The sequence below is a fragment of the Ensifer sp. EB106-03-01-XG145 genome, from assembly GCF_058792075.1.
This window is the reverse complement of the sequence record NZ_JBYTEC010000012.1, coordinates 25,049-46,628: the sequence shown is the minus strand read 5'-3', so window position 1 is coordinate 46,628 and position 21,580 is coordinate 25,049. Positions and strand designations below refer to the sequence as shown.

Below are 21,580 nucleotides of genomic sequence, written 5' to 3'. Positions count from 1 at the left end.
CCTACCCGCCGATCAGCGCCAGCCACTCGTCCTCGTCCATGGTCTCGACGCCGAGTTCGCGGGCCTTGTCGAGCTTGGAGCCGGCACCCGGACCCGCAACGACGATATCGGTCTTCTTCGACACGGAGCCTGCCACCTTGGCGCCGAGGCTTTCCGCCTTGGCCTTGGCCTCGTCGCGCGTCATCTTTTCGAGCGAACCGGTGAAGACCACCGTCTTGCCGGCGACCGGGCTGTCGCTTGCAACCGGTGCTTCCGCCGCCTCCGGCGTCACCTCGGACAGCAGACGCGTGACCACTTCGAGGTTACGCGGCTCCTTGTAGAACTCAACGATGGCGCGGGCGACAACCTCGCCGATGCCGTCGATGCTGTTGAGTTCGTTCCAGGCGTCGCCCGAAAAGGCCGACGCTTCGCCCATCGCCGTGCCAAAGTGCTCGTAGCTGCCATAGGAGCGTGCAAGCAGCTTCGCCGTCGTCTCGCCCACATGGCGGATGCCGAGCGCATAGATGAAGCGATGAAGTGCGATCGAGCGGCGCGTGTTGATCGCCTCATAGAGCTTGCGCACGCTGACCCGGCCGAAGCCGTCGATGTTTTCGAGCTTGGTCAGCGACGTCTCCTGCCGCTTCTCCAGCGTGAAGATATCGGGCGCCGTGCGGATCATGAGCGTCGGGTCTTCGCTTTCGAAGAAGAACTCGATCTGCTTCGAACCGAGCCCCTCGATGTCGTAGGCGTTGCGCGAGACAAAGTGCTTGAGGTGCTCGACGGCCTGGGCGCGGCAGACGAAACCGCCGGTGCAGCGGCGCACCGCATCGATCTTGCCTGTTTTTTCGTTTATGTCGCGCACCGCGTGGCTGCCGCAGACGGGGCATGTGGTCGGGAAACGATAGGGCTCGCTCCCCTCCTTGCGTTCGTCCATGACGACATCGACGATCTGCGGGATGACGTCGCCGGCGCGCTGCACGATCACCATGTCGCCGATGCGGATATCGCGGCCCTCGCGGATCGGCTCGCCTGAATTGCCGAGCCCCTTGATGTAGTCCTCGTTGTGCAGCGTCGCATTGGTGACGACGACGCCGCCGACGGTGATCGGCTCCAGCCGCGCCACCGGCGTCAGCGCACCGGTGCGGCCCACCTGGATGTCGATCGCCGTCAGCCGGGTAAAGGCCTGCTCGGCCGGGAACTTGTGCGCCGTCGCCCAGCGCGGCGAACGCGAGCGGAAACCGAGGCGGGCCTGCAGGTCGAGCCGGTCGACCTTGTAGACGACGCCGTCGATATCGTAGTCGAGATCGGGCCGCTCGCGCTCGATCTGGTGATAGTGCTCCAAGAGCGCGTCGGCGGACGTCAGCCGCTGCATCAGCGGGTTGACCGGGAAGCCCCAGGACTTGAACACTTCGACCATGCCCATTTGCGTGTCGGCCGGTATCGCCGAGATCTCGCCCCAGGCATAGGCGAAGAAGCGCAGCTTGCGGCTGGCCGTCACCTTGGCGTCGAGCTGCCGCAGAGAGCCGGAAGCGGTGTTGCGCGGGTTGACGTAGAGCGGCTTGCCCTGCGCCGCCATTTCGGCGTTGAGCGCGGCAAAATCGGATTTCGCCATGTAGATTTCGCCGCGCACCTCGACCACATCGGGCGCGCCCGCCGGCAACGTCTGCGGGATCATGCCGATGGTGCGGATATTGGCGGTGACATTTTCGCCGGTCGTGCCGTCGCCGCGCGTCGCGGCCGTTACCAGCCGGCGGTTCTCGTAACGCAGCGACATCGACAGACCGTCGATCTTCGGCTCCGCGGTAAAGGCGATCGAATTGTCCGGAAGCTGCCCGAGGAAGCGATAGACCGATGCGACGAAATCGCGGGCGTCTTCATCTGAGAATGTGTTGTCGAGCGACAGCATCGGCCGGGCGTGGACGACCGGCTGGAAGGTGACGGAGGGTGCCGCCCCAACCTTCCTCGACGGGCTGTCCTCGCGGATGAGCGCCGGAAACTGCGCCTCGATCGCGTCGTTGCGCCGTTTCAGCGCGTCATAGTCCGCATCAGAAATCTCCGGCGCGTCCTGGCCGTGATAGAGCGCATCGTGACGGGCAAGCTCGGCGGCGAGAAAGGCCAGCTCCGCGGCCGCTTCCGTTTCGTTGAGATTCTCGACGGGTTTCAATTCATTGGACATGCGCGACGACTCCGGATTCGGAGTCGTTTTGTAGAGCAACCATCGCGAAAGAAAAGAGCCTGTGGCTAGCCGTTACCCGCCAGCAACCGCGCCGCTGCCGCCCTCGCCTCTTCCGTGATCGAGGCGCCGGCGAGCATGCGGGCGATTTCCTCGGTGCGCGCCTTGTCGTCCATGCGGGCGACGCGGGTCGCGATCGTCTCGGCCTTCTCGGCGGAGGGACCCTTGGAGATCAGCAGATGCGTTGCGGCCCGCGCCGCCACCTGCGGCGCGTGGGTAACGGAAAGCACCTGGACGGTGCCGGAAAGCCGCTTCAGCCGCTGGCCGATGGCGTCTGCCACGGCACCACCGACGCCGGTGTCGATTTCGTCGAAGACGAGCGTCGGCGCCGAGCCGCGATCGGCAAGCGCCACCTTCAGCGCCAGCAGGAAGCGCGAGAGCTCGCCGCCCGAGGCGACCTTCATGATCGGCCCCGGCCGCGTGCCGGGGTTGGTCTGGACATGAAATTCGACGAGATCGATGCCGTCGGCCGTCGCCTGCGTCGCATCGCTTTGAACTTCCACCATGAAGCGTGCACGTTCGAGCTTCAGCGCTGGCAATTCGTCCATGACGGCGGCGGAGAGTGCCGACGCCGTGCGCTGCCGCTTTTCCGAGAGCGAGCGCGCCGACGCGTCGAAGGCTGCCTTGGCAACACCGACCTGGCCTTCGAGCTGCTTCAGTCTTTCCTCGCCGGCATCGAGATCGGCAAGATCGGAGATCATGCGCACGGCGAGCGCCGGAAGCTCGGCGACCGGGACGGAATATTTGCGGCTGGCACCACGAAGCGCAAACAGCCGTTCTTCCACCCGCTCCAGCTCCTTCGGGTCGAACTCGGTGTTGCGCAGCGCCCGCTCGACCGCCATCTGCGCGTCCGAGAGCTGGTTCAGCGCCCCGTCGAGAAGCTCGACGGTTTCCTCCAGCAGACCCGGCGCCTCATGGCTCTTGCGCTCGAGCCGGCGCACAAGCGAGGCGATCAGCGGAACCGGCGAACCATTGCCATTCAAGAATTCGGAGGCTTCGTTGATGTCGCCGGCGATGCGCTCGGACTTCATCATTCGCGCCCGCTTCTCGGCTAGCTCGTCCTCTTCGCCGTCGCGCGGGCTGAGCTTTTCCAGTTCCTCGACCGAAGAACGCAGGAAATCCGCCTCGCGCGCGGCAGCTTCGACGCGTTCGCGATGCTTCTTCAGACCGCGCTCGGCGTCCTTCCAGGCGCGATAGAGATTGCCGACATGTTGCGCCTCGTCGGAGGTGCCGCCGAAGGCATCGAGCAAGGTGCGGTGCGCGTCGATGTCGACAAGCGCGCGATCGTCGTGCTGTCCGTGGATCTCGACGAGCGTCTGTCCGAGCTGGCGCATGAGCTGGACGCTGATCGGCTGGTCGTTGACATAGGCCTTGGTGCGGCCGTCAGCGGATTGCACGCGGCGGAAGATCAGGTCGCCATCATCGTCGATGCCGTTTTCGTGCAGCATCAGCCGCGCCGAATGACCGACGGGCACGTCGAAGACCGCTGTCACCTGCCCCTTGTCGGAGCCATGGCGCACCAGCGAGCCGTCGCCACGGCCGCCAAGGGCCAGCGACAGGCTGTCGAGCAGGATGGACTTACCGGCGCCGGTTTCACCGGTCAGCACCGAGAGCCCGGCGTCGAAAGCCAGATCAAGCCGTTCAATCAGGACGATATCGCGGATCGAAAGCTGGGCGAGCATCCGGGTTCGTATCTTCCTTGACGGGCGCTGATAAGGATCAGGCGCCGATGAGGTTCTTGGCAGCGCGCGATATCCAGGAGTTGCCGCTTTCACGCGGCTCCAGGCCGCCAGACTGCAGCAGCTTGAAGGAATCGGAGTACCACTGGCTGTCCGGATAGTTGTGGCCGAGAACGGCAGCAGCGGTCTGCGCCTCCTGGGTCACGCCCATCGCGTAATAGGCCTCGGTGAGGCGCGCCAGCGCTTCCTCCACCTGGTTGGTGTTCGGATACTGCTCGATGACGACGCGGAAGCGCGATACGGCCGCTAGATATTCCTTGCGCTCGAGATAGTAGCGACCGACCTGCATTTCCTTGCCGGCGAGCTGGTCGCGGGCAAAGCGGATCTTCGACTTGGCGTCGTCGACATATTCGGAGTCCGGATAGCGATCGACGACGGCCTGCATGGCCTCGATCGCTCTCATCGCCGGCTTCTGGTCCTGCGTCACCGCGGGGATCTGCTTGGTATAGGCCAGCCCCTGGATGTACTGCGCATAGGCCGCGTCTTCCGACTGCGGATAGAGATTGAGGTAACGACCGGTGGCGTTGATCGCCTCCTGGTACTGCCCGTTTCGGTAGGAAACGAAGGCGTTCATCACCAGCGCCTTGCGGGCATATTCCGAGAACGGATGCTGGCGGTCGAGCGCTTCGAACTTGCGCGACGCTTCCGTCGTCTTGCCGGCGTTGAGGTTGGCAAGGCCCTGATTGTAGAGCACTTCCGGCGGATCCGTCTCCGCCGTCAACTTGGTGATGTCGATATCGGGATCGTTCTGGCAGGCGGTAATCAGGGCGCTGCCGGCAATGGCCGCGACGATCACGGCGGCGACGCGCGCTGACTTTCTCAGATCAACAGAAACTGCAAGAACCATCGGATATTCCCGTTCCACGCTGCGGGCTTGGACCCCGCCAGACATGCGCTTTTAGAGCAAGTTACCTTGAGACCGCAACGTCATGATCGGTGATTCATGCAAATTTGTGGCGGCCCTATCATGAAAATGCCGGCCTTTCGGCCGGCGACTGGAGGAGATGATGACTTTTTTTGTTTATGCGGACCAGGGCGCAAAGCCCGGAACTGCAACTGCAACCATGTCGCGGGCGCGGGTGCGCTGACGCGGGGTCGCCGTTTCGACGACTTCGTAGGCCGTCGGATCGCTGAGAAGCGCCTTCAGTGCGTTGGCGTTCATCTTGTGACCGCCGCGGTAGGAACGGTAGCAGCCGATGAACGGCGCGCCGGCGAGCGAGAGATCGCCGACCGCATCGAGCGTCTTGTGACGAACGAACTCGTCCGTGTAGCGCAGGCCCTCGACGTTGATGACGGTGTTGTCGTCGGAGATGACGACCGAGTTTTCGAGCGAGGAGCCGAGCGCAAAGCCGGCAGCCCAGAGCCGCTCGACATCACGCATGAAGCCGAAGGTGCGGGCGCGCGACAGTTCGCGCTTGAAGACGGACGGCGTCATGTCGCCCTTCCAGGACTGGCGACCGATCAGCGGGCAATCGAAGTCGATCTCGACCTCGAAGCGCATGCCGTCATAGGGCGTGAACTCCGACCAGGACGCGCCCGATTCGATGCGCACCGGCTTGACGATGCGGATGTAGCGACGCTTGACTGCAAGGGCGCGAACGCCCACCTGCTCGATCGCGTCGATGAAGGGTTCGGAGCTGCCGTCCATGATCGGCATTTCGGCGCCGTGAACTTCGACCGTCAGGTTGTCGAGGCCGAGCGCATAGATCGCGGCCATCACATGTTCGATCGTGGCAATCGACGTCGCCGGCGACATGCCGAGAACGGTGCAGAGATCGGTGTTGCCGACCTGCGAGGAAACCGCCTTGTATTCGCTGATCCGGCCATTGGCGAGAACGCGCTGGAACACGATGCCCGCATCGGCTTCCGCCGGATGGAAGGTGATCGACACTTCTGCACCCGAGTGAACGCCATTTCCCTTCAGCGTTACCGGGCTTGCAATCGTCGTCTGAAACCCGAGCAATTCGATTCCCATTCTCGTCACTTTCAATACCTGTGGCCGATGGCCAAAACCTGCTGGCGGACGCAGCGAACTTCAGGGCACAAACAAGGCGCCCGAGAGTCTCGGAGCAAAATCCGATCCTCTGCGTTTCGAACAGACAGCGCTTGATCGAATCGCATGCGTCCCCAATTCCGAGTCTGAAAATAGGAGTTTGGAGGCACCATTCCAAATCACTGTTCGTTTCGCTTTGTTACGTATTTGCGACGGTCCGCAACATCGAATCAAACATCTGAAATGATGAAGAAAATGCAAAAATGCCCGGGCAGTTGCCCGGGCATTCGGCAAGGTGAAGGAACGGGCCTTCCAATCAGTTCGACTGACGGCGCAGGAACGCCGGGATTTCGAGCTGATCATCTTCTTGCGGGCGCGTCTGCTGCGAAACGCGACCGTGATCGTCAAGCTGGCCGCGACGCGGCGCATAGAGGCTCGCTTCCGGCGAGAGCGGCCGGCGCTGCTGGGAAGCAGCGGTCGGTGCGGAAGCCGTCATGTCGGCGGCCGCTGGGGTCTGTTCGCGCTCACGCAGGCCAAGCGAGCTGGTGATGCGGTTGAGGAGACCCATCGGGCCACGCTCTTCCGCGATCGGGGCTGCCGGCTGGGCGCGGCGGTCCATCTCGGCCTTCACAACTGGCGGAAAGTCTTCGACCTTCGGCATACGAACCTGTTCCGGCTGCTGGCGCATGACCGGAGCAACGGGCTCCTGGCGCATGACCGGCTGCGGCTGAGGCTGGGCCTGAACCGGCTGCATCTGCGGCTGCGGCTGGCGCATCACCGGAGCGGCCTCTACCGGTGCTGCACCGGCGAAAAGCTTGCTCTGGGGACGGAAGTTCTCGTCATGCGCCGGCTGAGCCGAAGCCTGGACCTGTGCCTGGGCGGTGCGGGTCGCGATATCGAGCTCGCGCTCCATTTCGGCTTCGCGGATCGCAGCCGCGATGTGATCGACAGACGGCTGCTGCTGGACCGGCTGCTGCACCGGCTGGGCGACCGGCTGCAGCATCACCGGCTGGTGAACCGGGGCCGGCTGGTGCTGGGCGACCGGCTGCGACTGCTGGGCAGGAATGGCGGCCGAGGGACGGACGACCGGCTTGGCTGCTACCGGACGAAAGTCAGCGGAACGACCCGCTACCTCCGCGGCCGTGCGGTCGATGCCGGTGGCGACGACTGAGACGCGGATCAGGCCTTCGAGTTCTTCGTCGAACGTCGCGCCGAGGATGATGTTGGCATCCGGGTCGACTTCTTCGCGAATACGGGTTGCAGCTTCGTCGAGTTCGAACAGCGTCAGGTCGCGGCCACCGGTGATCGAGATCAGGAGGCCCTGGGCGCCCTTCATCGAGGTCTCGTCGAGCAGCGGGTTGGCGATCGCGGCTTCGGCAGCGGCCAGTGCGCGGCCTTCGCCCGAAGCTTCGCCGGTACCCATCATGGCGCGGCCCATTTCACGCATCACCGAGCGGACGTCGGCGAAGTCGAGGTTGATGAGGCCTTCCTTGACCATGAGGTCTGTGATGCAGGCAACGCCCGAATAGAGAACCTGGTCGGCCATCGCGAAGGCGTCCGCAAAGGTGGTGCGGTCGTTGGCGATGCGGAAGAGGTTCTGGTTCGGGATGACGATCAGGGTGTCGACCGACTTCTGCAGTTCGGCAATGCCCTGGTCAGCGAGGCGCATGCGGCGCGCGCCTTCGAAATGGAACGGCTTGGTGACGACGCCGACCGTCAGGATGCCCTTGTTGCGGGCGGCCTGGGCAACGATCGGGGCTGCACCCGTGCCGGTGCCGCCGCCCATGCCGGCGGTGACGAAGCACATGTGGGTGCCGTTCAGGTGGTCGATGATCTCATCGATGCACTCTTCGGCGGCCGCGCGGCCGACTTCCGGCTGCGAACCGGCGCCGAGACCTTCGGTGACGGCGACGCCCATCTGGATGATGCGCTCGGCCTTGGTCATGGTCAGTGCCTGGGCATCGGTGTTGGCGACGACGAAATCGACGCCCTGGAGGCCTGCAGTGATCATGTTGTTGACGGCGTTGCCACCGCCACCACCCACGCCAAAGACGGTGATGCGCGGCTTCAGCTCCGTGATATCCGGCTTCTGCAAGTTGATAGTCATTGTACCCGTTCCTTCTGTTTTCTGGCCGCCTTGCCGAGCCGGCCAAATCTCTCAAAGTCCAACATTTCCTTCATCCGACGCCGTCCCTGTCGGCGCCGAACGTCACTCAAAAGCTCTCTTTCAGCCACTGCCCCATGCGGGCGATGCGACCGTTGCCGGCGCCGAGCGCCGAGAACATGCCGCCGTGGGCGGCATGGGTCTCGAGGTCGGCGACCTGCGGATAGATCATCAGGCCGACCGCCGTGGAGAAGGCCGGCCCCTTGGCAGCCGCGGGCAGCCCGGAAACTCCGAGCGGACGGCCGATGCGAACATTGCGGGCGAGGATGCGGCGCGCCGCTTCCGGCAGGCCCGTGAGCTGGCTTGCGCCGCCCGTCAGAACGATGCGCTTGCCGACGATCGGGCTGAAGCCCGAGCGCTGGATGCGGTCGCGGATCAATTCGAGCGTCTCTTCGATGCGGGCGCGCACGATGCGCGAGACGAGCGCGCGCGGCACATGCGTCGGCTGATCGCGGTCGTCCTCGCCGATCGGCGGAACCGAGACGATGTCGCGTTCGTCGGCGCTGTTGGGCAGTGCCGAACCGTGCACGACCTTCAGCCGCTCGGCGTCTTCGATGCGGGTCGAAAGACCGCGCGCCAGGTCCGTCGTCACGTGGTGGCCGCCGAGGCTGACAGCGTCCGCATGAACGAGCTTGCCTTCGGCAAAGACCGAGATCGTCGTCGTGCCGCCGCCCATGTCGATCGCGGCACAGCCGAGCTCGACTTCGTCGTCGACGAGCGCTGCAAGACCGCTAGCATAGGGGGTCGCCACCATGCCCTCGACCGAGAGGTGAGCGCGGTTGACGCAGAGTTCCAGATTCTTGAGCGCTGCACGCTCGGCCGTCAGCACATGCATGTCGACGCCGAGAACGTCGCCGAACATGGCGAGCGGATCACGGATGCCGCGCTCACCATCGAGCGAGAAGCCCGTGGGCAGCGAGTGCAGGATGGCGCGGTCGGAGCGCAGCGACTGCTGGCCGGCGGCCGACAGAACCTTGCGCAGATCGTTGGCGTCGACTTCCTGGCCGCCGAGATCGATCGTCGCGGTGTAGACGTCGCTCTGCAGCCGGCCGGCCGAAACGTTGACGATCATGCTGTCGATGGTAAGCCCGGCCATACGCTCGGCCGCGTCGACCGCGAGCCGCACGACGCTTTCGACCGCATCGAGATCGGCGACGACGCCGTTCTTGACGCCCCGCGACTTCTGATGGCCGATGCCGATGATTTCGACGTTGTGGGTGCGGTTCGGCAGGATCTGGCTCTCGGCGCGCGGCGTCAGCCGGCCGATCATGCAGACCACCTTGGTCGAACCGATATCCAGCACCGAGACAACGTGAGACCGCTTCGAAGAAAGCGGCTTCAGGCGCGGCAAGCCAAAGCTGGAGGAACCGAACAAACTCATATCCGCCCCTCTTTCTTCTTTTCGGTCTCCTGCGCCTTCAGCATTTTGTCCCTCGCCTTCAAGGCAACTTCGCGCCGGGTGACTGCACCCGGAGTCAACTGAACTGTGGTTCGATCCTGCAGCCTCAGATCCACGGCCGCGATGTCGCGCTCCAGGAGCTGGTGCTGGCTTTCCATGTCGGAGAGCACTTGCATCGCCTGGGCGACGTCGTGCTCCGGCAACTTGACGATGATGCCGTTATCGAGGCGCAGGTCCCAACGGCGACCGGCGACGCGAACGAAGGCCCTCACCCGCGAGCGGATCTCCGGCCAGCGGGAAAACTCGTCGTAGAAATCGGCGGCCGCCGTTTCGGCATCGCGGCCAACGAACAGCGGCAGCGCCGCAAACTTGTTGTCGCGCAGCGGCGCAATCACGCTGCCGCTTCTTTCGATCAGCGAAAGATCGGAGCCGTGCTGCCAGATGCCAAAGGCCTTGCGCTCGGTAAGGTTGACCTCGATCGTGCCGGGATAGACCTTGCGCACCGTCACGCCCTGAACCCAGGGCATTTCCGCGATCAGCTTGCGGGCCTCGGCGATATCGAGCGCCACCAGCGACGTCGTGCCGTCCAGGCCGAGCTGCTGGAGGATGTCGATCTCCGAGGTCTGGTCGTTGCCGGAAACCTTGACGTCTTCGATCGCAAATCCCGCGGCGGTGGTCGAAGCTTGCGCGAAGTTCTGCGTATGACCGCCGAGCGACATGCCGTAGAAGCCCGTCGCAGCAAAAAAGGCGAGCGCCGAGATCGTGCCGGTATGGGCCGGAAAGCGAACGCGGCCAGCACCAAGACTGACGAAGAAGCGCACGACACGACGGAGCGGACGCGGCAGCACACGGCCGCCGTCCACATCGACGGCTGCAGCGCCATCGAGGTGACGAACCCTCTTGCCCCTTCTGCCCCTCAACGCAAACACGACGCTTCCTCCACCATCCAACTCAAAAACTCACCGAAACTATAGCCGGCATGCGCGGCCATCTCGGGCACCAGGGAGGTTGGCGTCATGCCGGGCTGGGTGTTGATTTCCAGCCAGATCAGCTCGCCCTCACCGGAGGAACTGTCATCGAAACGAAAGTCGGATCGGCTGACGCCCCGGCAACCGATTGCCTGATGCGCCTTCAGAGCGAGTGTTTGTATTTTTTGGTAAATATTTGGTGAAATCTGTGCCGGAATGACGTGGCGAGAACCACCTTTTACGTACTTGGAGTCATAATCGTAGAAGGCATGGCCCTGCGGGATGATTTCGGTCACGCCAAGGGCCTTGTCGCCCATGACGCCACAGGTCAATTCGCGGCCAGCGACATAACGCTCGACCATGATTCGGTCGCCGTAGCGCCATTCGCTCGAGGTCACCACCTGCGGCGGATGCGACTGATCTTCCTTGACGATGACGACGCCGAAGCTCGAGCCCTCGCGGACCGGCTTGACGACATAGGGCGGCTTCATCGGGTGCTTCGGACCGAAGGCATGGCGATCCATCACCTGCGCGTCGGCAACCGGAATGCCGGAGGCGGCCGCAACGTGCTTGGCCTGCGCCTTGTCCATGGCGAGCGCCGAGGCGAGTACGCCGGAATGGGTGTAGGGAATTTCCAGATATTCGAGGATGCCCTGGATCGTGCCGTCCTCGCCGAACGGACCGTGAAGAGCATTGAAGGCGACGTCCGGCCGGAGTGCCGCGAGCACCTCGGCAACGTTGCGATCGACGTCGATTCGGGTGACGCGGTAGCCGGCAGCCTCAAGGGCATCCGCGCAGGCAGCCCCGGACGACAGGCTAACCGGTCGCTCCGAAGAAAATCCGCCCATCAGGACAGCCACATGCTTGCCGCTCATTCAAACCCCCAAACAATACGCCACTATCGCAAGGTTTCCTTGCGTCTGGCTGATTCCGGTCCCCGCGAGTCACCGGTGCCATTGGGTCACTAGAACGGCATTATGGTTAACGAACCGTTTACTTTCGTTAACCTTAGTCGGGAAACGAAACACGCGCCGTGCGTGCACGCGCGTAGTCGACAGGGCATTTTGGCGGGAGATCAAAGGGTTGCGGAGCAATCCTGAATCGAATGCGTAACAAGCGAAAAAAATGAAAAACCCGCCGCAAACGAGGCGGCGGGCTCCAATCTGACGATGCGATGAGGGATTAGTCGTCGTCGCCGACGATCTTCCAGACGATGCCGGCGATTGCCGCGCCGACGATCGGCGCCACCCAGAACAGCCATAGCTGTGCCAGCGCCCAATCGCCGACGAAGAGCGCCTGCCCCGTCGAGCGGGCCGGGTTGACCGAAGTGTTCGTCACCGGGATCGAGACCAGGTGAATAAGGGTGAGCGCCAGGCCGATGGCGATCGGCGCGAAGCCGGCCGGCACGCGGCCATGGGTGGAGCCGAGAATGATGAACAGGAAGAAGAAGGTCAGCATCACCTCGGCGACGAGCGCTGATGTCAGCGAATAGCCGCCCGGCGAATGTTCGCCATAGCCATTGGCGGCAAAACCGCCGAGCTGGAAACCGGCCTTGCCGCTGGCGATCAGATAGAGCACGCCGGCAGCGGCGATCGCGCCCAGCACCTGGGAGACAACGTAGCCGACGAGCTTGTGGGACGGAAACTTGCCGGCGACCATCAGCCCAACCGAAACGGCCGGATTGAAGTGTCCACCGGAGATGCCGCCGACCGCATAGGCCATGGTGAGTACGGTGAGACCAAAAGCAAAAGAAACGCCGAGCAGGCCGATGCCGACCTCAGGAAAGGCAGCCGCCAGCACCGCGCTGCCGCAACCGCCGAAAACGAGCAAGAATGTACCCAGAAATTCCGCAGAAAGCCTTTTGAACATGCATTCGCTCCTGAAAAACGAAGCCGATCGCTTCAAGTGCCCAGAGTTTGCCACAATTTGATTCCGGTCAAGATGGGTTGTGAGGCGGTGTCAAACGCGCGCAAAAGGTGAAATCGACCAAGCGCAGCTCAATATATTGCCCAAGGAACAGGCAGACCCAACCTCTGCCGCAGAGAGCCATGCACCAGCGGAATAATGCTGCGCATGACGCCGATATCGTTCGCATTTCTTACGGTTTCAGGGTTTCGTCATGCCGAAACTTGCGTTAATAGCCCTCAACCGCCTCCCAAGACGGTATGAAATCCATATCAGGAACCATCATAATGACAGACGCGACAACCTCCCTGTCGCCGAAGGACAATGCGTCGAAGCACGCGGCAGTGAACTCCCCTGCCCGGGTGCTGTTCGCAAGCCTCGTCGGCACGACCATCGAATTCTTCGACTTCTACGTTTACGCCACCGCCGCAGTGCTGGTCTTTCCGCACCTGTTCTTCCCGACCGCCGACCCGACCTCGGCAATGCTGCAGTCCTTCGCGACCTTCTCGATTGCCTTCTTCGCCCGCCCCTTCGGCGCCGTCATCTTCGGCCATTTCGGCGACAAGGTCGGCCGCAAGGCGACGCTCGTGGCGGCACTGATGACCATGGGCATATCTACCGTCGTGATCGGCCTTTTGCCGACCTATGCGACGATCGGCGTCGCAGCGCCCCTGCTCCTGGCGCTTTGCCGCTTCGGCCAGGGCCTCGGCCTCGGCGGCGAATGGGGCGGTGCGGTTCTGCTCGCCACTGAAAACGCGCCCGAGGGCAAGCGCAGCTGGTACGCCATGTTCCCGCAGCTCGGCGCCCCGATCGGCTTCATCCTGTCGGCCGGCACCTTCCTCATCCTCGGCGAAGTCATGAGCGACGAAGCCTTCCTCGCCTGGGGCTGGCGCGTACCCTTCATCGCCAGCATCCTCTTGGTCGCCGTCGGCCTCTATGTCCGGCTGAAGATCACCGAGACGCCGGAGTTCCAGAAGGCGGTAGACAAGCACGAGCGCGTGCAGGTTCCGATCGCCGAGATCTTCCGCTTCCACAAGCGCAGCCTGGTGCTCGGCACCTTCGTGGCGCTGGCGACCTTCGTGCTGTTCTATCTGATGACGGTGTTCTCGCTCTCCTGGGGCACGGCAAAGCTCGGCTACTCGCGCGAGCAGTTCCTCGTCGTACAGATGACCGGCGTCGTCTTCTTCGGCCTGATGATCCCGGTCGCCGGCATCCTTTCGGACCGGTTCGGCCGCCGCCTGATCCTGATCGTCACCACCATCGGCATCGGCGTCTTCGGCCTGTTCATGGCCCCGCTGCTTGCCGGCGGCCTTGGCGGCGCCTTCCTGTTCTCGATCATCGGCCTCGGCCTCATGGGCCTGACCTATGGCCCGATCGGCGCAGCCCTTGCCGCCCCCTTCCCGACCTCGGTGCGCTACACCGGCGCGTCCATGACCTTTAATCTCGCCGGCATCTTCGGCGCGTCTCTGGCGCCCTACATCGCCACCTGGCTCGCCACCAACTACAGCCTGGATTACGTCGGCTACTACCTGCTGGCAGCCGCCGCCATCACGCTGCTTTGCCTCGTGCTGTCGACGGAAGACGAGGTTTCGGCCTGAGATCTGTTTGGCTGCGCAGCGCGCGGCTGACCACAAACAAGAAGAGCCGCAGCGGCAACGCTGCGGCTCTTTGTGATTGGGGATGGGGCCGAGGAGGAATGTCCTCTCCCGTTGCCCCACCCACCTGCCGTCATCTCGGGCTTGACCCGAGGATCCACGCCCGGGCCACCCGTATGTTGGGCGGAGCATGAATGCTCGGGTCAAGCCCGAGCATGACGGAGAGTGAGGAACGCGCATTCGCCTGAAAGCAAAAGGGCCGCAGCGCTTCCGCCGCGGCCCTTCCCATTCATCTCTCGCAACCCAACCGTTCAGGCGATGCCGCGGCCGAGGAATTCCTTGATCTCGTAGCCCGGCATGAAGGTGCCGATGCGCTTGATTTCCCATTCGAGCCGGACGCCCGAATGTTCGAGCACCTGCTGGCGCACGGTTTCGCCAAGGTATTCGAGCTCGTAGCCGGTCGCCTGGCCGGTATTGATCATGAAATTGCAGTGCAGCGGCGACATCTGGGCGCTGCCGACCATGAGCCCCCGGCACCCCGCTTCGTCGATCAATTTCCAGGCCGAGTGGCCCTCCGGGTTCTTGAAGGTCGAACCGCCGGTCTTTTCGCGGATCGGTTGGACCGTTTCGCGATGTTGACGCACCGCATCCATGTCGGTGCGGATCTTGTTCTTGTCCTCGGCGTAACCTTCGAAGACCGCGTGGGTGAAGATCAGATCCTTTGGTGCCGACGAGTGGCGGTAGGCATAGCCCATATCGGCATTCGACAGCACATGCTGGTTGCCCTGGCGGTCGACGGCATGGACTTCGACGACACGCTCACGGGTCTCCGTGCCGTTGGCGCCGGCGTTCATGCGCAGTGCGCCGCCGAGCGAGCCGGGGATGCCGTAGAAGAAGTAGAATCCCCCGATGCCGTGATCGAGCGCCATGGCCGCGATGTTCTTGTCCGGGCAGATGGCGCCGGCCTTGATGCGATTTTCGCCGACGAGCTCGAGATCGCCGAAGCCCTTGGCCGAGAGGCGGATGACAACGCCGGGAATGCCGCCGTCGCGCACGAGCAGGTTCGAGCCGACACCGACCACCATGACCGGCACTTCGGCCGGAACCAGCTTCAGGAAGGTGACGAGATCATCCGTGTCGTGCGGCTGGAACATCAGCTCGGCAAGGCCGCCGGCGCGGAACCAGGTGACGCGATCCATCGGCGCGTCGGGCGTGATGCGGCCGCGCACAGCGCTGACACCGCTTCCGAGCGATTCCAGTAGTTTCTGACCGTTGACCTGTTTCATGCTCAAATTCCTGAAATATCCGCGAGTTCCTTAGGCAGGGCAGCCGCCCAGTAGGTGATGCTGCCAGCCCCCAAGAGAACCACAAAATCGCCGGGCTGTGCAATCTTGCTGACAACCGGGGCAATCGCTTCCGGACCGGAGACGTAACGGGCGTCGCGATGGCCGCCGGCCTTGATGCGATCCACCAGCTCCTCGGCCGTCGCGCCCGGTATCGCTTCTTCGCCGGCCGCATAGACCGGCGCGATCAGGATCGTGTCGGCATCGTTGAAGCAGGCGGAGAATTCCTGGAACAGGCTCGAAAGGCGCGAGTAGCGATGCGGCTGGTGCACGGCAATGATTCGGCCCTGGCAGGCCTCGCGCGCGGCCCTTAAGACCGCCTTGATCTCGACCGGATGGTGGCCGTAGTCGTCATAGACGCGCACGCCGTTCCATTCGCCGGTCAGCGTGAAGCGGCGCTTGACGCCGCTGAAAGAGGCAAGCCCCCTGGCGATCGCTTCCGGGCTGATGCCGAGGCGCTGCGCAACCGCAATCGCCGCAGTCGCGTTCGATACGTTGTGGCGCCCGGGCATCGGCAGGCGCAGATCCTTCATCGGGATCACCTGACCGGTGCGGCGACGGCGGATCTCGATGTCGAAGATCGAGGTGCCGTTCTCCATGCGGATGTTGTGGAAACGCACGTCGGCCTGCGGGTTCTCGCCGTAGGTCACGACCTTGCGGTCCTCGATATTGCCGACCATGGTCTGCACTTCCGGATGATCGAGGCAGAGCACGCCGAAACCGTAGAACGGCACGTTCTCGACGAACTGTCGGAAGGCGGCGCGCACCGCGTCGAAATTGCCGTAGTGGTCGAGATGTTCGGGGTCGATATTGGTGACGACGGCCACATCGGCCGGCAGCTTCAGGAAAGTGCCATCGGATTCGTCGGCCTCCACCACCATCCACTCGCCCTCGCCCATGCGGGCATTGGTGCCATAGGCATTGATGATGCCGCCGTTGATGACCGTCGGGTCGAGATTGCCGGCTTCGAGCAGCGCCGCAACCATGGAAGTCGTCGTCGTCTTGCCATGCGTACCGCCGATCGCGATCGCGTTGCGGAAGCGCATGAGCTCGGCGAGCATTTCGGCGCGACGCACGACGGGAAGGAATTTCTCGCGGGCGACGATCAGTTCCGGATTGTCCTTCTTGATCGCGGTCGAAACGACGATCACTTCGGCGTCGCCGAGATTTTCGGCCTTGTGGCCGACGAAGACCTCGATGCCCTTGGCGCGCAAGCGCTGCACATTGGCGCTGTCGGCCTGGTCGGAACCCTGCACGCGGTGGCCGAGATTGTGAAGGACCTCGGCGATGCCGCTCATGCCGATGCCGCCGATACCGATGAAATGGACCAGCCCGATGGTTTTCGGCATTTTCATGAGCGTGTTTCCCTGAATTTCTCGACTGTCAAACCGCTGGCAATAGCCTCTACGAGGGATGCAAGCAAGCTTGCTGCGTCCGGCTTGCCGGTTTCCCGGGCGTTTGCCGCCATCTGGGCGAGCGATTGCGGGTTGCCGATCGCATCCTTGAGGATGCCTGCAAGGCGGTCGGCCGTGAGTTCACCTTGAGCGATCACCCGCGCGCCACCCTTGGCGGCGAGTGCTGCGGCATTGGCCGCCTGATCGTGGTCGAGCGCATAGGGATAGGGCACCAGGATCGCCGGGCGACCGATGACCGCAAGCTCGGAAACCGTCGAGGCGCCGGAGCGGCAGATGACGAGTTGGGCACCGGCGATGCGCTCGGCCATGTCCGTGAAGAACGGCGAGACCTCGGCCGGTACGCCAAGCTTCTCGTAAGTGGCGATCACGCCGTCCCTGTCTTCCGGGCGCGCCTGCTGGGTGACCTTGAACCGCTGGCGAACGTCGTCCTCGAGCCGGCAGATCGCCTGGGGAACCGCCTTGGAAAAATATTGCGCGCCCTGGCTGCCACCGAAGACGACGAGGTGGAACGGCGCATCGCCGCTGGCAGCGGCATAGGGAGAATTGGCAGCGGCCAGCACGGCCGGGCGCACCGGATTGCCAGTTGTCACGGTCTTCGCGGCAAAGGCGCCCGTACCCTCCGGCAGGAAGCCGCCGGCGATCGCCTTGACGCGCGAAGCCAGTGCCTTGTTGGCCCGGCCCATGACGGCATTCTGCTCATGGATGATCGACGGCACGCCCATGCCGGTGGCGGCAAGCAGCGGCGGAACGGTCGGATAGCCGCCGAAGCCGACGACAGCCTTGGGCTTCAGCCGCGCGATCAGCTTGCGCGCCGCACGCATGCCGGTCCACAGCGTCCACAGCGACTTCGCAACACTGATCGGGTTCTTCGAGCCGATCGTCGCCGAGGGCACGACATGCACCTCGTCGGCCGGGAACTTGCCGGCATAACGCTCTGCGCGGCTGTCGGTGACGAGATGGACCGAATAGCCATTGGCCTTCAGTTCGTGGGCCAGCGCCTCCGCCGGAAACAGGTGGCCGCCGGTACCGCCGGCGGCGAGCAGGATGATGCCTTTAGTCATGTTTTACTCCGCCGGCACACCAATGCCGGACCGAAACAGGCTGCGCTCCACGGCGCGCTTCTCCGGACGGTGACGAGTCAAAGCCAGGATGAAGCCGGCAGTGACGCAGATCGCCACCATGGACGAGCCACCATAGGAGATCAGCGGCAGGGTCATGCCCTTGGCCGGGAGCAGTTCGAGGTTCACGCCGATGTTGATCATCGACTGGATGCCGATCTGGAGAACCAGGCCGGCAACGGCGAACCGGTTGAAGTCGTTACGTTCGCGGAAGGCATGGTTGAGGCCGCGCATCACCAGGAAGGCGAAGATCAGCACGATGACCATGCAAAAGACGATGCCGAATTCCTCGGCCGCAACGGAAAAGACGAAGTCGGTATGGCTGTCCGGGATGATGCGCTTGACGATGCCTTCGCCAGGACCCCGGCCGAACCAGTCGCCGCGAATGATCGCCTCGCGTGCGGTATCCATCTGGAAGGTGTCGCCCTCGCCGGTCAGGAACTTGTCGATACGGGCCGCCACGTGCGGCAGCATCGTATAGGCGACGAAGAAACCGCCGAGCGCAGCACCGCCGAGCAGGATGATCCACAGCCAGGGCATGCCGGCCATGAAGAACATGCCGCCCCAGACCGCGGTCGTCAGGATCGTCTGGCCAAGGTCGGGCTGGGCGACGAGAAGCGCTGCGACGATGCCGAAGAGCAGGATGGCAAAGAGATTGCCGGGGATTTCCGGTTGGCGCGCATGTTCGGAGAAGAGCCAGGCGCAGACGACGACAAAGGCCGGCTTCATGAATTCCGAGGGCTGGATCGAGATGCCGGCGATGGAAAGCCAGCGCATCGAGCCCTTCACCTCCTCGCCGATGAAGAGCACCAGCACCATCATCGCGAGCGAGCCGCCGAGAAGCAGGATCGCAGCGCGCCTGACCTGGCGCGGCGAGAGGAACGAGATACCGACCATCACCACCAGTGACGGCAAGAGGAAGAGCGCGTGACGCTTGACGAAGTGGAAGCTGTCGAGGCCGATGCGCTCGGCGACGGAGGGGCTTGCGGCGAAGGACAGCATGAAGCCGACGCCCATCAACAGGATGAAGGTCGCCAGAAAGAACCTGTCGATCGTCCAGAACCAGTCGGCCACGGGGCCACGTTCGGCTCGGCTTACCATCTTGTCAGTCCCCTTCTCCGGCGCCTCTTGCGCCCCACGTCCGAATACCTGCACCCGCTTCCGTTTCGACCGGTGCCTTCAGCACCAGCCTGACGGTGACGGACTAAATCAGCATCGTCACGCCATCGATCGCGCGCACATGGCCGACAAACGCATCGCCGCGCACCTCGAAGTTCTTATACTGGTCGAAGCTTGCGCAAGCCGGGGATAACATCACCGCCGAAGGGCCGGCTTCGTCCTTGCCTGCCTCTGCGGCCGCATGCGCCACCGCCTGCTCCAGCGTGCCCGAAATTTCGTAAGGAACCGCCTCGCCGAGCGTCGCCGCAAAGGCAGGCGCCGCCTCGCCGATCAGATAGGCCTTGACGATCTTCGGGAAGAAGGGCGCAAGCGTCGTGATGCCCCCTTCCTTCGGTAGACCGCCGGCAATCCAGTAGATGCGCTCATAGCTCGAAAGCGCCGGCGCTGCCGCGTCGGCATTGGTCGCCTTGCTATCGTTGACGAACACGACCGCGCCCTTGCGCCCAACCGGCTGCATGCGGTGCTTGAGACCGGGGAAGCTCTTCAGCCCGTCGCGGATCTCCACCGCGCTGACGCCAACTGCGAGGCAGGCGGCAATGGCCGCTGCCGCGTTCTGGGCGTTGTGGCCGCCGCGCAGCGTCTGAATGCCATCGAGATCGACGAACAGGCTGGACGTGCCGCCTTCTGCCTTCAGGATGCGCGAGCCTTCGGCATAAAGACCATTGGCAAGCACATGGCGGCGCGAGATCCGCACCGTCTTCGTGCCGGCGCGTTCGACGCGGTCGGCGATCAGGGCCGAGAAGCTGTCGTCGACGCCGACGATGGCTGTGCCGCTGCCGGCGACCAGCCGCTCCTTGATGTCGGCGTAATGCTGCATCGTGCCATGGCGATCGAGATGGTCGGGTGTGAGGTTCAGGAGGATGCCGGCGGTCGGGTTGAGAGTCGGCGCCAGATCGATCTGGTAGGACGAGCACTCGACCACGTAGAAGCGGCCGGCCTTGGGCGGATCGAGGGTCAGAACCGCCGTGCCGATATTGCCGCCGAGCTGAGTGTCGCGACCGCTTTCCTTCAGGATATGCGCGATCAGCGCCGTCGTCGTCGACTTGCCGTTGGTGCCGGTAATCGCGATGAACGGGCAATCGGGCGCATGCGCGCGGCGTTCGCGCACGAAGAGCTCGACGTCGCCGATGATCTCGACGCCCGAAGCATGGGCGAGATCGACCGTCCAGTGCGGCTTCGGATGGGTGAGCGGCACGCCCGGCGAAAGCACGAAGGCGGCAAAAGCGGCCCATTCGACGGAGCGCAGGTCCGCCGTCAGCACGCCCGCGGCGGAAGCCTTGGCGACGCTGTCCGGGTTATCGTCCCAGGCGGTGACGTCCGCGCCGCCGGCCACCAGCGCCTGCGCCGTTGCGAGCCCCGAGCCGCCGAGCCCGAAAAGAGCGACCTTCCTACCGCTGAATGTGGAGACCGGGATCATCGTCCGCTCACCGCAGCTTGAGGGTGGAGAGGCCGACCATCGCCAGGATGACGGCGATGATCCAGAAGCGGATCACAACCTGGCTTTCGGTCCAGCCCTTCTTTTCGAAGTGGTGGTGGATCGGCGCCATCAGGAAGACACGACGGCCGGTGCGCTTAAACCAGAACACCTGGATGATGACCGACAGGGTTTCCATCACGAAGAGGCCGCCGATGATGACCATGACGATCTCGTGCTTAACGGCAACGGCAACGGTGCCAATCAGGCCGCCAAGTGCGAGCGACCCGGTATCGCCCATGAAGATTGCCGCCGGCGGCGCGTTGAACCAGAGGAAGCCGAGGCCGGCGCCGATGACGGCGCCGAGGATGACGGCAAGCTCGCCGGTGCCAGGCACGAAATGGATCTGCAGGTAGTTGGCAAAGACCGCGTTGCCGGCGAGATAGGCGATCAGGCCAAAGGCAGCGGCGGCGATCATGACCGGCACGATCGCAAGGCCGTCGAGACCGTCGGTCAGGTTCACGGCATTGCCGGCGCCGACGATAACGAAGCCACCGAACAGCACGAAGAAATAGCCGAGATTGATCACCAGGTCCTTGAAGAAGGGGAACGTGACCGAGGAGCCGAAGGTCGAGCCGGCGGTACCGCTCGAAAGCGAAGCCTGCATCATGAAGAACACCGCAATCGCTGCGATGATGAATTCGAAGCCGAGGCGCGCCTTGCCGGAAAAGCCCTTGTCCGACTGCTTGGTGACCTTGAGGTAGTCGTCATAGAAGCCGATGGCGCCGAAACCGAGGGTGACGAGCAGGGTCGAGACCACATAGACGCTGGAAAGATCGGCCCAGAGCAGCGACGAGACGACGATGCCGGCCAGAATCATCAGGCCGCCCATGGTCGGCGTGCCGGCCTTCTTGAAATGCGTCTGCGGCCCGTCGGCACGGATCGGCTGGCCCTTGCCCTGGCGGATGCGCAGCGAAGCGATCATCGCAGGGCCGAACAGGAAGACGATCATGGCCGAGGTGAAGAGCGCCGCGCCGGTGCGGAAGGTGATGTAGCGAAAAAGATTGAAAAACTGAAAGTGGTCCGCCAGTTCCACGAGCCAAATGAGCATAAGGGACCTTTCCCCAAAGGTTTAG

16 protein-coding genes are annotated in these 21,580 nt (G+C 63.7%); 1 reads left to right on the top strand and 15 read right to left on the bottom strand.

Annotation, left to right across the window (positions count from 1 at the left end):
• Window position 1: 1 nt before the first annotated feature.
• The 9 genes from ligA to aqpZ all read right to left on the bottom strand — a co-directional run bounded on the left by ligA (window position 2) and on the right by aqpZ (window position 12,344).
• The gene (gene ligA, locus AC3WWH_RS24490; protein ID WP_058321247.1) at window positions 2-2,155 is read right to left on the bottom strand and encodes an NAD-dependent DNA ligase LigA; all 2,154 of its coding nucleotides are present in this window, start codon (window positions 2,153-2,155) and stop codon (window positions 2-4) included.
• Between the two features lie 65 nt (window positions 2,156-2,220).
• Window positions 2,221-3,894, bottom strand: coding sequence for a DNA repair protein RecN (recN, locus tag AC3WWH_RS24485; protein ID WP_057253493.1), 1,674 nt, complete (start codon window positions 3,892-3,894; stop codon window positions 2,221-2,223).
• Between the two features lie 37 nt (window positions 3,895-3,931).
• Complete coding sequence (locus AC3WWH_RS24480; protein WP_057253491.1) at window positions 3,932-4,798, bottom strand: outer membrane protein assembly factor BamD; 867 nt, start codon at window positions 4,796-4,798, stop codon at window positions 3,932-3,934.
• Window positions 4,799-4,972: 174 nt separating this feature from the next.
• Window positions 4,973-5,926: a UDP-3-O-acyl-N-acetylglucosamine deacetylase gene (gene lpxC, locus AC3WWH_RS24475; RefSeq protein ID WP_058321246.1), complete on the bottom strand. Its 954-nt coding sequence runs from the start codon at window positions 5,924-5,926 to the stop codon at window positions 4,973-4,975.
• Window positions 5,927-6,260: 334 nt separating this feature from the next.
• The gene (ftsZ, locus tag AC3WWH_RS24470; protein ID WP_492377303.1) at window positions 6,261-8,051 is read right to left on the bottom strand and encodes a cell division protein FtsZ; all 1,791 of its coding nucleotides are present in this window, start codon (window positions 8,049-8,051) and stop codon (window positions 6,261-6,263) included.
• Between the two features lie 106 nt (window positions 8,052-8,157).
• A complete protein-coding gene (ftsA, locus tag AC3WWH_RS24465) occupies window positions 8,158-9,489 on the bottom strand; it encodes a cell division protein FtsA (RefSeq protein WP_057253485.1) in 1,332 nt (443 codons plus the stop codon).
• Complete coding sequence (gene ftsQ, locus AC3WWH_RS24460) at window positions 9,486-10,436, bottom strand: cell division protein FtsQ (protein ID WP_057253483.1); 951 nt, start codon at window positions 10,434-10,436, stop codon at window positions 9,486-9,488. The genes ftsA and ftsQ overlap by 4 nt, the downstream gene beginning before the upstream one ends.
• Complete coding sequence (locus AC3WWH_RS24455; protein WP_057253480.1) at window positions 10,424-11,350, bottom strand: D-alanine--D-alanine ligase; 927 nt, start codon at window positions 11,348-11,350, stop codon at window positions 10,424-10,426. Before AC3WWH_RS24455 ends, ftsQ begins: the two co-directional genes overlap by 13 nt.
• A gap of 307 nt (window positions 11,351-11,657) precedes the next feature.
• Window positions 11,658-12,344, bottom strand: a complete 687-nt coding sequence (gene aqpZ / locus AC3WWH_RS24450) for an aquaporin Z (RefSeq protein ID WP_492377302.1) — start codon at window positions 12,342-12,344, stop codon at window positions 11,658-11,660.
• A gap of 323 nt (window positions 12,345-12,667) precedes the next feature.
• Here aqpZ and AC3WWH_RS24445 point away from each other — a divergent pair, with 323 nt between their 5' ends.
• The gene (locus tag AC3WWH_RS24445) at window positions 12,668-13,978 is read left to right on the top strand and encodes an MFS transporter (protein WP_058321244.1); all 1,311 of its coding nucleotides are present in this window, start codon (window positions 12,668-12,670) and stop codon (window positions 13,976-13,978) included.
• Window positions 13,979-14,286: 308 nt separating this feature from the next.
• Here AC3WWH_RS24445 and murB read toward each other — a convergent pair whose 3' ends face one another.
• The 6 genes from murB to mraY all read right to left on the bottom strand — a co-directional run bounded on the left by murB (window position 14,287) and on the right by mraY (window position 21,555).
• The gene (murB, locus tag AC3WWH_RS24440) at window positions 14,287-15,261 is read right to left on the bottom strand and encodes a UDP-N-acetylmuramate dehydrogenase (protein WP_058321243.1); all 975 of its coding nucleotides are present in this window, start codon (window positions 15,259-15,261) and stop codon (window positions 14,287-14,289) included.
• Window positions 15,262-15,263: 2 nt separating this feature from the next.
• Window positions 15,264-16,673: a UDP-N-acetylmuramate--L-alanine ligase gene (murC, locus tag AC3WWH_RS24435; RefSeq protein WP_057253472.1), complete on the bottom strand. Its 1,410-nt coding sequence runs from the start codon at window positions 16,671-16,673 to the stop codon at window positions 15,264-15,266.
• Window positions 16,670-17,794, bottom strand: coding sequence for an undecaprenyldiphospho-muramoylpentapeptide beta-N-acetylglucosaminyltransferase (murG, locus tag AC3WWH_RS24430; RefSeq protein WP_057253470.1), 1,125 nt, complete (start codon window positions 17,792-17,794; stop codon window positions 16,670-16,672). The genes murC and murG overlap by 4 nt, the downstream gene beginning before the upstream one ends.
• A 3-nt stretch (window positions 17,795-17,797) precedes the next feature.
• Window positions 17,798-18,952: a putative lipid II flippase FtsW gene (gene ftsW / locus AC3WWH_RS24425; protein WP_058321242.1), complete on the bottom strand. Its 1,155-nt coding sequence runs from the start codon at window positions 18,950-18,952 to the stop codon at window positions 17,798-17,800.
• Window positions 18,953-19,055: 103 nt separating this feature from the next.
• Window positions 19,056-20,447 carry a UDP-N-acetylmuramoyl-L-alanine--D-glutamate ligase gene (murD, locus tag AC3WWH_RS24420; RefSeq protein WP_058321241.1) on the bottom strand — a complete coding sequence of 464 codons (1,392 nt, stop codon included), beginning with the start codon at window positions 20,445-20,447 and terminating at the stop codon, window positions 19,056-19,058.
• 7 nt (window positions 20,448-20,454) lie between these two features.
• Window positions 20,455-21,555 (bottom strand): phospho-N-acetylmuramoyl-pentapeptide-transferase, encoded by a 1,101-nt coding sequence (gene mraY, locus AC3WWH_RS24415; RefSeq protein ID WP_057253465.1) that lies wholly within the window; start codon window positions 21,553-21,555, stop codon window positions 20,455-20,457.
• Between the last annotated feature and the right edge of the window lie 25 nt (window positions 21,556-21,580).